Origin of the sequence: Streptococcus infantis (genome assembly GCF_047460875.1) — a bacterium.
Taxonomy (GTDB): Bacteria; Bacillota; Bacilli; order Lactobacillales; family Streptococcaceae; genus Streptococcus; species Streptococcus infantis_AA.
Genome location: NZ_JASHFI010000010.1, coordinates 76,541 through 90,498 on the forward strand (window position 1 = coordinate 76,541; position 13,958 = coordinate 90,498).

The window sequence follows — 13,958 nt, forward strand, 5'->3', positions numbered from 1 at the left end:
TCTTTTTCCAAAACGCTCTATTTTAAGTACGTTTCCATTTAATAACATATTTTTCACTAATATCGACTAACTTCATACCAAGAAGGCTGATCAGCGATACCAGAATGATAATAGCGAACATAGTATCATACTGAAACAGTTTCTTGGACTGAATCATATAAACACCAAGACCTTCAAAACCTCCTAGCCACTCGGACACCACAGTTGTGATAAAGGCGTAGGAGACACTGACTCTCAGACCTGCATAAAAGTAAGGCAGGCTGACTGGGATTTTAAAATGCCACAGGATTTGCCAAGGCTTGGCCCGCATCAGACTAAACAAGGTCAGCATATCCTTATCACAATGCCTAAATCCATCTAGAATACTGACAATAATCGGGAAGGTTGTCGTCAAGATAATCAAGACAATCTTGGGCAAAATCCCATACCCCAGCCATAAAACTAGAATGGGTGCTATGGCAATGGTCGGTATGGTCTGGACAACTACCATCATAGGATAAATCAAGTCATTGAGCCAGCCCAAACTATCCATAAGAACAGCCATGATACAGGCTATCAAGACTCCCAACACTAAACCTAGCAAAGCTACTCTCAAGGTTGCCCAACTATGGTACCAGAGAAATTCTCTGTCACGAACAAAAGACTGGAGGATTTCAAGTGGTGTCGGCAAGATGAACTTTGGTAAGAGTTTTAAGAATCCCGCCACCTGCCAAAGAGATAAGACACCCAAAAATCCTAGCAGACTAATATGCCGTCTCATTATACTTTTCAAGTTTCTCATCGATGCTTAAAATCTCTCCTATATTTATTTTCACATTGGCAAAAACATTGTCTGCTCCTTGCCCCGCCACTTCTAACGCTTCTTTGAGAATGCGCATAAGCTCATCAAACTCCCCCTCCAAGACCGTTTCAAATGGTGTCACCACCATGGTCACTTCTTGAGCTTGCAGATAAGCAATGATCTTATCAATTACAGCTATGCGGTCAATCCCCTGTGACAGGGGCAGGACTTGTAAAGCAATGCTTGCTTTCATTAAAACCTCCTTTTAATTTACAGTTTTTCTTTATGAAAAAAGAAAAACCTCTTTCATATATGAAAAAGGTGCATGATTCGGCTAAGTTTCGTTCCCTACGCTGGCATTACCCAGATCAGGTGCGGTCGAAGTTTAACACTTCCTCTCAGACTGTACACAGACTCCCATATATTATATGGACATATGATAACGCAAAAAAAATAAGATGTCAAGGAAACTGCTTACAGGGATATAAAATATGTCTAGAAAGCATATTCTATTAGGACTTAATATAAACTTGGTCAATATTCAATCAAATTTTTGTCTCAATTATTTTTGGAATAACTTTAATATTTTTGTAAGAAATAAAATTTGACTAGAACTTTTATCTTGTTTTGCCTCACTATTTTTAAATATAGTTGATCTTATTTGAACAGACTTTTCAGTCGATTTCATTTGGATTGTCACATCATAAACTATATAACTAGAATAGCTAACTCTTATTAGACATGTCGTATCGTCTGGCATATCATACTTACTTTTAAGATATTTATAGAAATCAGAGTGATTTTCTGGTTCATAGATAATATCACAAAGCTCTATTTATACAGCCTCAATAATTATTAAATCTGAAAAAGGTAGTACATTATGTAAAACCTTTTTCATTTTTTTATTTTACTACGAATTAATATTCTTTTTTCTAATGATAATTAATCCACTAATCTTCCTTTATAAATATTGCAGTTCTTTTCTTAGTTAGCTTTTTTTCATAACTCTTTATAAGAATAACCAATAAACTACTTAGTAATCCCAAAATAACTAGACTTAATCTCGGGTTTAAAAGCCAATTAAAATAAGCAGCTAGTATCCCTCCAAAAGGAGCAAAAATGGTAGCTATTACAAAAGAACTAGAAAGTATTTTACCAATATTATACTCAGTACTTTCTTGTTGCTGTATTGTTGTAATTGAGACAGAAGCTATTGTAATTAGTCCACTCAAAATTGAGTAACAAATTCCAAAAAAAATCCAATTTTCTACTATTCCGCTTGCCATAATGACAAGTGGGATAGTTGCCATTGATATATTCATTAGGATAAAGGTATCCTTCTTATTCAAAAAAGTAGAAAGAAGAGTTACTGCTATCAAACTACCAAATCCAGCAATTGAGTATACAATTCCAACAAGACTATTTGATAACTTTAATTGATCCTGTAAATAATAAATAATTGTTGCATTAAAGCCTAGCATAGCGATATTCACAACAATAGTAAAGAGTAAAGAGTAAAGAAATCCTCAACTTAATATTTGTAAAATTCTCTTTAAAACCTACAAAAATTTCTTTTATATCATCATTACCATTCTCCTTGTGTTCTTGATCGGGAATATATGAAATTAATATTGAAAGAAATAACAACAAGAAAGAAGCACTATTTATAAAAAAAATGCTATTAATATTAAACTTTAACATTAGTATCCCTGCTAGAGCTGGAGAAATTAATTTTGAAATAGTTCGGACACCTTGAAACTGAGAATTATATTTTTGCAATTCTTCCTTCTCAAATAAGGCAGGAGTAATTACTGAGAATCCTGTTTGAAAAAGTGTCGAAAATAAAGGTATCAAAAATGCAATAACATAGTAAAAAAATATAGAAACTGAATATTTAGATAATATCGGTATTACACTACATAATAATGCAGGTATTAATGTAGACCATAATAGTATTTTTTTCTTATTGAAATTATCTAATAAGTAACCCATAACAAATCCCAAGAAGAATTGAGGTAACAATTCAATAATCACCATTCCTCCCATTGCAAAAGACGAATGAAATTCTTGGTAAATTAAGATTGGAAAAGCAATTTTCTGAAATCTATCTCCAACATTTGATATAAACTCACCAAAAGTAATTGTATAAAACGTTTTCTTATTGATATTCACAGCTTTCTTTCCTTTTATTTTATTTTTTGCCTTTAGTTTAGCACTTCAATGTTATTATGTCAATTATTTTTATAATATTTTTTTATTTATTTTTGTTAAATACATATTTGTATCTTTCTGAATTAAAAAAACGATGCTTAATTGAACATCGTCTTTACTATTCTGTTATATCTGCAATATAATGCTCGATTTTAAGAGCCATTGACATATTGCCCTCAAGCTTATACAGGAAATAAGCCGTTTCAAAGTAATCTTTTACTGCAACTTTAGAAGAAAAATTCTTACTGACATTTCCCATCAATAAATACAAATCAGCCAAAAGATATGTTGTTCTATACGTCTTACATTGCTTTATCGTATCTGTGATTTTAGTAATAGCTTCCTCAGTATTATTCTGCAACCATAGGTAGCGACAAACATTATAATTAAATTTAATAGAAAGGTTTAATTCTTCAATTGTGTTTAATTTGAGTTGATTTACTTGATACTCTAACTTTTCTCGAATTTCATTAAAACTTTCTAAATCTTCAATATCATAATAAAAATTGAATAGAGTATTTGAAACCTGAAGATAGGTCAAGTCAGATACACTTAACTGGGACAGAACCTTCTCCAATCTTGCCACAGCCTCCTCTTTTTGTCCATAGAAATAAAAATCTATAAGAGATTTTATCCACTCCATATAAAACTTATCTACTAGAGACAAGCGATGTACCTTTACACTCTCTAGTTCATATATATATTTCAAAGACTCATAATTTCGATTTGTGATAAAAGTCTGGGCTAACTTCTTAAACTCTGATAGCTCATCAATCTCCTCTCCAATCTGCTCATTAAAAAAATAATCTATACTTACTTTTAACTTCTTAGACAGAGCATATAAAAAGTCTGCTCCTGGAGTAAATTCTCCATTCTCTAATCGACTAATCTGTCCCTGTTTACATATCCCCTCAGCCAATTCTCGCTGAGACATTTTTAATTCTTTTCGTCTATTTTTTAATCTTGTTGCTAAAAGTGTGCCCACGTTTGCATTTTCCTTTTCTATTCGATTTCAATTTCAATTGTAACATGATTAAATATTAAATACAAATTAATAAGCCAAAAGATACAAATTATAGATAAATAATGCCTATGTAGGTTATTTTTGAAAACCTATCCCTTCTTCTTTTGAAATTTTCTTACTCAAGCGATTGATAAAACTATTAACGTTAAATGTACTAGATGTTAGACTATCACGTTTAAATTTTGCTATTGATATATTTTACAGACCGGAAGTAGTCTTTTTTCAACGTATTAAATTCAAGAGAGTAGTAACGATTCTTCCCATTTGTATAGCTTTATATTCCATAAAGATCAAATAATTTTGTCGTGTACTTTAGTCTAGAAACATCCACACAAAATCTTTTTGAAACCTGATTGAATCTTTATACTTGCTTTCGGAGTTCATATTTCTGAACCTTATCATCTTATGTATATTCCTAATAAAGGAAAGCCTTATTTTTAAACTGCTAAGCTTACAGAAAAAGAGACGGCAAACCTTCTCTTTCTCTAATTATAAAGATGAACTAGCTCTTTCAATTAAAGCATTGGCGCAAACAACTGGGTCACTTCCTTGATTAATGTTTGATACCAGGTAGGATTGATCGTCCCTGGGAATACTTCCTGCGATACTTCAAAAATCTCTTCAAAGTCCTTACGAATATCTGCAATTGATGATGTTTCATACAACAAAACCGCATTTTCATAGTGATGAACCAAGCTACGATAATCTAGATTTATGGTTCCAACAACTGCGTATCGATCATCAACAATCATCTGCTTACTATGGATAAAACCAGGAGTATACTCATAAATACGGACACCAGCAGACAAAAGATCCGGATAGGCTCCTCGTGTTATCAGTTGAATAAGTTCCTTGTCTGGTACAAAGGGAGTGACAATTCGCACATCCACCCCTCGCATAGCCGCATTTTTAATATCTTCCGTCAAATCATAATCAATAATCAAGTAAGGTGTGGTAATATAGACAAAGTCTGTCGCTTGATTGATGAGATTTTGATAAACTACTTTCCCTACCTTCATCTGGTAGATAGGCTTGGGACCACTTCCATAAGGAATGCACAAACCTACTCCAGACCGCGTTTGATTTTCCAAATGATACTGATCAAAGTCACTGATTTCACCACGGTTGATGTACCAGTTCATGAGAAATAGTCTTGTAAAAGCCTGAACAGCTGGGCCGTCTATACGAAGGCCGCTATCTTTCCAATAGCCAAAACGTTCAATCTGGTTGATATACTCATCCGCAAGATTGACGCCACCAGTATAGGCAATCTGCCCATCAATAACCAAAATTTTGCGGTGATCTCGGTTATTATAGGCCACTGTCATACGAGGAATTACCTTATTAAACTTATGAGCCTCAATTCCCCGAGATCGGAGATGCACAGTATAATCACCTGGCAATGTCACCATGCAGCCGATATCGTCGTAGAGCATCTTAACTTCAACACCCTGAGCAACTTTTTCTTCGAGAATCTCAAGCATGCTGTCCCACATCAAGCCTTCTTCGACAATGTAGTATTCCAGGAAGATAAATTTCTCAGCCTTTTTCAAATCCTCTAAGATTTGTTTCCACATAGCCTCTCCAGTAGAGAAAAATTGTGAATCTGTCTGGTCATAGACTTCTGCATTATTATCCATATGTAGCAAGGCATTGATAATTCCGTAAGCTGATTTATCTGTCTCCTGTAGCTGCAGATGGAGTTGGCGCCCATTATTCTCATGAAATGCAATAGAATTCAATTCCTGGAGTTGTTTCAGTTCTTTTTTTGATAGTCTTCTCTCACCGAACATGAGATAAAGCAGTGGACCAAACACCGGCACAAAGGTCACAATCAACCAAGTCACTTTGCTTTCAGGCGTCATCGAACGATTAACAATCGCTATAACGGTTGCTACGCTGATAAAAAATACAAGAGTCACCCAAATAATCGGTGCAATCTGGCTCATGTAAAGAATAATTCCGAAAACAAGAACTAATTCTATTAGAATAATCGCAATACTAAAGCCATACTTGGACATCAATAATCGAAATTTTCTGATTCCCATATCTCCCTCTCAATTTCTAAGTCTACTCCCTAATTCAACGTCTGAAAACGCTTGTCACCTTCTAGTATACTTAGTTTCGTAAAAGTTAGCAAGCTTTTTCTGTATAGGCCGATAGTTCTATGTTTAAAATTAATTTAAAAAGCAGGCCTCTTATATGTGCCTGCTATTATTTTACAATTTCAAAGCCAACATATTGACCGTCATACCAGCTGCAGTTCCCATCAAGAAGATGGTATCTCCTTCTTTTATATAGCCATGATCGAGTGCATAGGCCAAACCAAAAGGTACAGCAACTGAAACCATATTTCCATAATCCGTAAAAAGGTTAAGGTACTTATCTTCATCTACACCCAGTTTTCCCATGACCAAAGGAAGAGCGCGACTAGCTTGGTGGGGAATAATATAGTCTACAGCATCTTTAGAAATACCAGATTTCTCTTGGAATTCTTGGAACATTTCTGGGATGACACGAGCAGAAAGCAAGAGAATTTTCTTGCCTTTCATATCAAACATAAAATTTGTCTTGGTCTCTTCAGAGTATTCTTTTGGTTGATAAGAAGTCAAGCCTCCACGAATCTCTGTATCGTGAGCTCCCTCTGACCAAGTACGTTGAAGGCTTGCTATCACTCCCTTATCCTTGTTACTTGCTTGGAAAATAAAGGCTGCGGCCCCATCACCAAAGAGTTCATAACTTTCTTTTTGCTTTGGATTGAGACCCAAGCTACCAACTTCACTAGATACAATCAAAACGCGATGATATTCTCCTGCTTCAATCAAATATGACATCGTTGATAGAGCAGAGATAAAACTTGTACAAGTCGTGTTGATATCCATAGCTGGAATAGAGAGTCCTTTTGCTACGCGCTCATGAATCAAAGCTGCCGTACAAGGAATCGGCTGAACACCTACCGCACTAGCTGATACCAGGCAATCAATGTCTTTCATACTCAAATTTGCATTTTCAAGTGCAGCTTGGATAGCTGCTTCTGCCAAATCTAGTTGCGTTTCTTCATTTTCAACCACACGATGACGGGTCTGGTCTTTAAATTGCACCGTATTTTTTGGGAGGCAGACTCCATATCCTGCAATTTCTACATGTCTTTTTACTTCTGTCATAATTTTTTGTCCTTTCATAAACGTTGGATACGTTTGAGCTTACGACTTGTATCCCAGTGATAATCTGAAAATTGTATTTCAGGTTCTTTAAACTCTTTTTGTTGCGCCAAAAGTCGAAACTGCTCTGTAATCGCTGTTTCAACTTGCTCATCTCTTCGACTCAGACAAACTTCCACTAGCTTCTCAGAATGTTGCTTGACCTGATAATCTCCAACATTCTCCACAAAGAGAATACAACGTCTGATAAAGTCAGGATAAATCGTTACCTGACCTCCATCTTGTCCATCAAAATAGAAGATATCATCAGAACGCCCTTCGACCTTGTAAATCCTTGTGTAATGAGATCCACATGGACAAGGTTCAGGATTCTCAACCAAGATATCGTTGAGCTGGTAGCGATAAACAGGCTGACTGCTTCGTTTAAAATCCGTAATCACTGGATAAAAACGTCGGTCATCCAAGTAGTGTTTTTCCACAAAAATGATATCTTCATTGAGATGAAGATTCCCAGCAGAGCAAGTACAAGCTAGAAAACCTTCCGTTGCTTGATATACTTGGTCAATAATCGGCAACTCAAAAGCGCTCAAAATTCGCTCTTTATCACTATCTTCTAATATTTCTGCCACTGAGACGATTTTTTGCGGCTGAATCTTAAGCTCTCCTGCTTTTAGGCGCTTACTCAATTCAATCAACATAGAAGCAGGTGCCACTACAATAGTCGGTTGATAATTGTTGAGACGCTCGATATGCTCATCTGTATTCTTAAAAATATCAAAGTACTCTAAACGAATGAGCGCCGTATTGATTGTTTGATAGAGTTCATTATCCGCTCTCAAAAAAAAGGCTATGCGGTGCCCAAAAAGTTGGCCCTTGGGCAACATCTTTGCCAAGATAGCTGCTGCCCACATACTTCTCTCTTTTTCAGTCGTAATAAAGAGCCCCCGATGTCCGGACGTCCCTGAAGACAAACCGACAGCTATTTCTCCCTTGAGCTCTGTAAAATTTCTGGTCTTTTCACTTTCGATAGCCAAAGCCAAGGCCTCGTCTCGATCCACACCTTGGGTGTTGAGCTCATTGAAATGACTCATCATAAAAGCCTTATCCATATGGTCAAAGTCGCTAGGTACACCATTTTTAAAATAAGGTGACTCACGTTTGAGAAAGTCCATATAGGCAGCCAGTTGCTTCTTCTGATAGTTTTCTAAAGCTTCTCGAGACTTAAAATTATGAAGCCAACGCGTTTGGATAAACGTTTTAAGAAAGGTTATTTTTTTCATACAAGATCCGCTCAATCCTTTCTACAGGGTCATGGCTGACTAGCACTTCTATACCATCTTTTAAAACCTCTTCCAACAACTCTGTTCCCTTGATATAGGCTTCCTTGTTGTCCTGCACCAAGGAAGGAATCAGGTGCATCTGTTTGGTGTAAGGTAAGAGGTCTATTCCCCAACAAAGGTCGGCTGCGATAAAGAGATCATAGTCTGGAATAAAGAGACAGGCTTGCCCCTTAGCATGCCCATCAATAGAAGCTACAAGGATACTTCCGTCTCCAAAAAGATCGATGGTAGGGCGATACTTAAAGTTAGCATTTTGCTGATTTGCCTTGATGACTGTCAATCTTTCCTCGAAGTCACTCGGCAAAAATTCTTTAAAAATTAAATCTTTTAGTTTTGGTTTCTTATAAACATCATAGACTTCCTGGGTCAGGATAAAGTTTGCATTCGGAAAGAAGCTAGCTCCTCCCAAATGATCTGGATGTAGATGAGACAATAAGATATAGTTGATTTCTTTTGGCTTGATCCCTTTATCTTTTAGCAAGTGCGAAATCTGATCTTTCTCCGTCATTTGAACTGGCGTCCCCAAACGGTAAAAAGCATAACGAAGTTTCCTCTTAATATCATAGTGATAGCCAGTATCATAGAGCAGATAGCCCTTATCCCTGTGCTTGATAAGGAACACTCCTGCGGGGAAAGTCATCTTTCTATTCTTGACACCCTTAAAAAGCAAACCAGCATAACTCGTACAATATCCCGCTGGGAAATACTCAATGCTTTCGATAATATTGGACATATTGTTCAATCCCTTCTGAAATACTTATTTTCGGATGATAACCTAGCTCTTTCTCAGCCTTACTAATATCAAGAGTCTGACTATAGCGAAGCAGGTAATAGGTATAGCGAGTTAGAGGGGGCTCCCCTTTAAGGTTCAAGGTCTTGTATATAAATTCGAAACTACTTGCAATTCCTGATAAGAGAGATGCTGGAATTTTTCTATATTTGATTGGATAACCCAGACCTGTCAAACTTTCCTCTAGCAAATCTCTAAAAGCTCTTGGCTCGCCATTAGTGATGTTATAGATATCACCTTTTGCTTGAGGAGTCTCTAGAGCTAAACGAATTGCTAAAGCTACATTTTCCACACAAGTCATATCCATGAGCTGACGCCCATCTCCAATCAAAGGAATTCCAATTTTTTGACTCAGATTAATTACTCGTGGCAAGATGCTGGTATCCCCAATCCCAAAAAGCCCACGAGGTCTCAGGATGATACTCGGAACATCTGGATAATCTTTAAAGAGTTTCTCCGAAGCCAATTTACTACGGATATAGTTATTGAGATTATTTTCCTCTGGAGCATCACTTTCTTTAATACCAAGTTGATCTTTGGGTGCAGCATAGATACTAGGTGAGGATACGTAAACCAAACGTTGCAAACCATTTTCACGACAAGCTTGGAGAACATATTTAGTTCCTAAAACATTGGCCTGATAAAAATCTTCCCACGGACCCCAAACTGTTGACAGAGCTCCCGCATGAACGACCAGATCCATCCCCTTGCAAGCCTCTACCACATCCTCAACTTTAGTCAAATCTCCTTGGAAAAAACTGACCGAAGAATTTTCCAAGGAGCGACCTACTTTACTGTTTCTACCAAAAGCTCGGACCTCATAACCATGCTCGACTAATTCTTCTACAACATATTTTCCAAGAAAACCAGTGGCTCCTGTAACTAATACTTTTTTCATCACTCTTTCTCCTTAGTTGCTAACAGGCGGTGGATTTCACCTTCCAATATTTCTGTCGGATGATAAGATTGTGCGACTTGGCGGAGATTCTCCAATTCTGGCCAATTTTCTTTAGCCAATAGCCTATCAAAGGCCTGCCCAATCTCCTTGCTATTATCTCTTTTAGCTGTATAAGCAACACCCGCTTCCACACCCCGAACGGCATAATCAAATTGATCATAATCATGAGGCAATATCAAAGCTGGTTTACCATAAATGATGCATTGATAAAAAATCCCAGCTCCACCATGATGAATGACATAATCCATCTGAGGTATATACTCCTTATAAGGGAGATAAGAAACAAGGGACAGATTCTCCATCAGATCCTCACACTTGAAAGGTTGTCCACCAAGGCCACGAGTCACAAAAAAGTGACAATCAGGATGAGCATTCGCTAGTTGCGTAGCTTGATAAATAAGATTTTCTTTTGCCCAAGCTAGTTGTGTCCCACAAGTCATCAAAACTTTCTTTCGCTCCATAAAAAGAGACAAATCTAAAGGATAATCCTCTCCTGCCTCAACTGAAGCACCAGAAGGACCAACCCACTTGTAGTGCTCTGGAAATCCTTTCTTCAACTCCACTTCTTTCATCCCAATACCTAAGATAGAATAGGGAGAATAAATAGTTTCTTGGCCTTTCTGATTGTAAAGTTTAAAATGATAACGCCTTAAGCGGTCTCGTAATAATAAAGTTACTATCCGTTTTCCCAAATGAGTTATTTTTCTTGCAAGAAACTGTTCTAAAACCTGCCAGCTATTCTGGGGAGTCCCCATTCCTCCAAAGAAACAAGGAGGTCCCTCTGTCGTCTCAATCGCAAACTGGGTCGCCATAGTTGTTATCCACGGAATTCCCATCTGCTCAGCTACAAGTCCACCAGATAGTGTGATAAAGTCCACTATGACAATATCCGGACGATGATTTGTCCATTCTTGGATTAATTGGTCCGAAACTAGGTTTACCAAATCAAGACTAGCAGACAACTGCCGATAGGCTGAAATAATTCCTAACTGCTCCTTATTGTTGGCAACTTTTTCAAATTCTTTTACGTGTCCTTCTAAAATGGGAAGAACCTGAAAACCAACCGCCTCTGCAACAGCCTTTTTCTGAGGGCCTGTAAATAAACGAATCTCATACTGAGGATTTTGTAATAGTGGTGCAAGTAAATTCATCGTAGGATAGAGATGCCCACTTAAGGGAAGAGCCACTACATCGATTTTGATTTTCTTCATAATCCTAGCATATCAAATTTTCCAAAAAAGAACTATCACAAGGATAGTTCTTCTTAAATATTATTGGTTTTAAATCATAGGAATAGTATTTGATTTCCTAATACATTATTTGAATATTCGGGAGGAATTCGTAATGTAAGAATCTTAAATTTACTATCCCTAAAAAATTCCAAAGTAGCTTTGCTTAGAATAATTCCTTATAGAAAGCAATGGTTTCTTCCAAAGTTGGCATGAATGGATTACCTGGTGCACAAGCATCAATCAAGGCATTCTTAGAAAGGTATTCAAAGTCAAAGTCTTTTTCTTCGATACCAAGTTCTGTCAATTTCTTAGGAATACCGACAGTTTCAGAAAGTTTTTCAATTTCAGAAATAGCATAAGCCGCACATTCCTCATCTGATTTTCCTTCAATTTGCATTCCCAAGGCCTTAGCAACATTACGGAAGGCTACAGGTACACGTTTGGCATTTTCACGCTCAACGACTGGCAAAAGCATAGCACAGCAAACGCCATGAGGCAAGTTATAGACAGCACCCAATTGGTGAGCCATTGAGTGAACATAGCCGAGTCCAGCATTGTTAAAGCTCATCCCTCCAAGGAAGATAGCATTAACCATACCTTCACGAGCTTCAATATCGTGACCATTTTCTACTGCACGTGGAAGATATTCTTTGATCAGCTCGATAGCTCCGATAGAGAGTTTCTTAGTCACATCATAAGCACCTGGTGTTACCAAAGCTTCAACAGCGTGAGTAAGAGCATCCATACCAGTAGCAGCAGTCAAAGCTTGAGGTTTTGAAACCATCAATTCAGGGTCATTAACAGAGATAAGAGCAAGACTGTTCTTATCAACCATTACCATTTTAACCTTACGTTCTTCATCAGTGATCACGTAGTTGATAGTAATTTCTGCTGATGTACCTGCAGTAGTATTGATCGCTACAACAGGAAGACCTTTTTGAGCAGACTTATGCAAACCTTCATAATCCTGTGGTTTACCACCATTCGTCGCGATTACAGAAATACAGCTAGCTGCATCCTGTGGAGAGCCACCACCGACAGAGATGATAAAGTCACAGTTATGCTCTTTCAAAGCAGCGACCCCATCCATGACATTTTTACAAGTAGGGTTAGGTTCAACATCACTAAAGATAACGTAAGCAATCCCTTCATCATCTAAAGGTTTTAAAATTTTTGGCAAGATATCACTTGATTCGATATACTTATCTGTCACCAAAAGAGCCTTACTGTAACCCAACTCCTTAACATAAGGACCAACTTCATTTACCACACCTTTACCAATAAGGTTGACTGCTGGAACGTAAAATGTTGCCATATTTTTTCCTCCTTGCGTGTTTCACGCTTTATATTTAGGTTAATTATATAATATATTTCCTATATTTTCAAATATTTGTGATTTTTTTAACAAATACAAGTTTTTTAATATTTCAGCAAAGTTTTATAAGGAAAAAAAGTCAGGAAAAACTGAGAAGAATTATTTTATTGAAAGGTTATAAAGAATATTCATAATAAACAAAAAAAGAACAACTAGTGTTCTTACCCTTGTAATATCAATCGGGAAGACAGGATTCGAACCTGCGACACCTTGGTCCCAAACCAAGTACTCTACCAAGCTGAGCTACTTCCCGAGTTAAATAGAAAAAATGCACCCTAGAGGAGTCGAACCTCTAACCGCCTGATTCGTAGTCAGGTACTCTATCCAGTTGAGCTAAGGGTGCTCATTAATATATGCCGAGGACCGGGATCGAACCGGTACGATCGTTACCAATCGCAGGATTTTAAGTCCTGTGCGTCTGCCAGTTCCGCCACCCCGGCCTCTCTAAGCGAACGACGGGATTCGAACCCGCGACCCCCACCTTGGCAAGGTGGTGTTCTACCACTGAACTACGTTCGCATCGACCTCTTGGTTATATTAAAAAATGCCGGCTACATGACTTGAACACGCGACCCTCTGATTACAAATCAGATGCTCTACCAACTGAGCTAAGCCGGCTTATTTCTATTATGCGGGTTAAGGGACTTGAACCCCCACGCCGTTAAGCGCCAGATCCTAAATCTGGTGCGTCTGCCAATTCCGCCAAACCCGCAATGATGACCCGTACTGGGCTCGAACCAGTGACCCATTGATTAAAAGTCAATTGCTCTACCAACTGAGCTAACGAGTCAAATAACTTTCGTTATTACGGTCCCGACGGGAATCGAACCCGCGATCTTCGCCGTGACAGGGCGACGTGATAACCGCTACACTACGGGACCTATGGGAGTTAACGGGATCGAACCGCTGACCCTCTGCTTGTAAGGCAGATGCTCTCCCAGCTGAGCTAAACTCCCTTTAGCTAAGCGACTTCCTTATCTCACAGGGGGCAACCCCCAACTACTTCCGGCGTTCTAGGGCTTAACTTCTGTGTTCGGCATGGGTACAGGTGTATCTCCTAGGCTATCGTCACTTAACTTTGAGTAA

General features: G+C 37.8%; 12 protein-coding genes, 9 tRNA genes, 1 rRNA gene and 1 riboswitch. All 22 genes read right to left on the bottom strand.

The genetic code is table 11. The annotated features are described in order from the left end of the window. Window positions 1-22 precede the first annotated feature (22 nt). The gene (locus QM887_RS07550) at window positions 23-781 is read right to left on the bottom strand and encodes an ABC transporter permease (RefSeq protein WP_414271159.1); all 759 of its coding nucleotides are present in this window, start codon (window positions 779-781) and stop codon (window positions 23-25) included. Then, window positions 744-1,034: an MTH1187 family thiamine-binding protein gene (locus QM887_RS07555; RefSeq protein ID WP_414271160.1), complete on the bottom strand. Its 291-nt coding sequence runs from the start codon at window positions 1,032-1,034 to the stop codon at window positions 744-746. Before QM887_RS07555 ends, QM887_RS07550 begins: the two co-directional genes overlap by 38 nt. Window positions 1,035-1,109: 75 nt before the next feature. Next, window positions 1,110-1,212: riboswitch (TPP riboswitch) on the bottom strand. 519 nt (window positions 1,213-1,731) lie between these two features. Then, entirely contained in the window at window positions 1,732-2,274 is a 543-nt protein-coding gene (locus QM887_RS07560) for a hypothetical protein (RefSeq protein WP_414271161.1), read from the bottom strand. Beyond that, window positions 2,249-2,953, bottom strand: a complete 705-nt coding sequence (locus tag QM887_RS07565; RefSeq protein ID WP_414271162.1) for an MFS transporter — start codon at window positions 2,951-2,953, stop codon at window positions 2,249-2,251. The genes QM887_RS07560 and QM887_RS07565 overlap by 26 nt, the downstream gene beginning before the upstream one ends. 157 nt (window positions 2,954-3,110) lie before the next feature. Next, entirely contained in the window at window positions 3,111-3,977 is an 867-nt protein-coding gene (locus QM887_RS07570; protein WP_414271163.1) for a helix-turn-helix domain-containing protein, read from the bottom strand. Between the two features lie 554 nt (window positions 3,978-4,531). Next, entirely contained in the window at window positions 4,532-6,064 is a 1,533-nt protein-coding gene (gene cls, locus QM887_RS07575) for a cardiolipin synthase (RefSeq protein WP_414271164.1), read from the bottom strand. 171 nt (window positions 6,065-6,235) lie between these two features. Beyond that, window positions 6,236-7,180 carry a 3-oxoacyl-[acyl-carrier-protein] synthase III C-terminal domain-containing protein gene (locus tag QM887_RS07580; RefSeq protein WP_414271165.1) on the bottom strand — a complete coding sequence of 315 codons (945 nt, stop codon included), beginning with the start codon at window positions 7,178-7,180 and terminating at the stop codon, window positions 6,236-6,238. 14 nt (window positions 7,181-7,194) lie between these two features. Continuing rightward, entirely contained in the window at window positions 7,195-8,457 is a 1,263-nt protein-coding gene (locus tag QM887_RS07585; protein WP_414271166.1) for a F390 synthetase-related protein, read from the bottom strand. Continuing rightward, entirely contained in the window at window positions 8,435-9,250 is an 816-nt protein-coding gene (locus QM887_RS07590; RefSeq protein ID WP_414271167.1) for an MBL fold metallo-hydrolase, read from the bottom strand. The genes QM887_RS07585 and QM887_RS07590 overlap by 23 nt, the downstream gene beginning before the upstream one ends. Then, the gene (locus QM887_RS07595; protein WP_414271168.1) at window positions 9,225-10,205 is read right to left on the bottom strand and encodes an NAD-dependent epimerase/dehydratase family protein; all 981 of its coding nucleotides are present in this window, start codon (window positions 10,203-10,205) and stop codon (window positions 9,225-9,227) included. The genes QM887_RS07590 and QM887_RS07595 overlap by 26 nt, the downstream gene beginning before the upstream one ends. Beyond that, a complete protein-coding gene (locus QM887_RS07600; RefSeq protein ID WP_414271169.1) occupies window positions 10,205-11,476 on the bottom strand; it encodes a glycosyltransferase in 1,272 nt (423 codons plus the stop codon). The genes QM887_RS07595 and QM887_RS07600 overlap by 1 nt, the downstream gene beginning before the upstream one ends. A 184-nt stretch (window positions 11,477-11,660) precedes the next feature. Further along, entirely contained in the window at window positions 11,661-12,812 is a 1,152-nt protein-coding gene (locus QM887_RS07605) for an iron-containing alcohol dehydrogenase (RefSeq protein WP_414271170.1), read from the bottom strand. 239 nt (window positions 12,813-13,051) lie between these two features. After that, a tRNA-Pro gene (locus tag QM887_RS07610) sits at window positions 13,052-13,125 on the bottom strand. Window positions 13,126-13,141: 16 nt separating this feature from the next. Further along, window positions 13,142-13,215, bottom strand: a tRNA-Arg gene (locus QM887_RS07615). Window positions 13,216-13,226: 11 nt separating this feature from the next. Next, window positions 13,227-13,312: transfer RNA gene (locus QM887_RS07620), tRNA-Leu, on the bottom strand. 7 nt (window positions 13,313-13,319) lie between these two features. Next, window positions 13,320-13,391: transfer RNA gene (locus tag QM887_RS07625), tRNA-Gly, on the bottom strand. Window positions 13,392-13,417: 26 nt separating this feature from the next. Then, window positions 13,418-13,490 (bottom strand) — tRNA-Thr (locus tag QM887_RS07630). A gap of 12 nt (window positions 13,491-13,502) precedes the next feature. After that, window positions 13,503-13,584: transfer RNA gene (locus tag QM887_RS07635), tRNA-Leu, on the bottom strand. A 5-nt stretch (window positions 13,585-13,589) separates the two neighbouring features. Next, a tRNA-Lys gene (locus QM887_RS07640) sits at window positions 13,590-13,662 on the bottom strand. An 18-nt stretch (window positions 13,663-13,680) separates the two neighbouring features. Next, a tRNA-Asp gene (locus tag QM887_RS07645) sits at window positions 13,681-13,753 on the bottom strand. A 2-nt stretch (window positions 13,754-13,755) separates the two neighbouring features. After that, window positions 13,756-13,828 (bottom strand) — tRNA-Val (locus tag QM887_RS07650). 4 nt (window positions 13,829-13,832) lie between these two features. Then, window positions 13,833-13,948, bottom strand: a 5S ribosomal RNA gene (rrf, locus tag QM887_RS07655). Window positions 13,949-13,958: the final 10 nt, after the last annotated feature.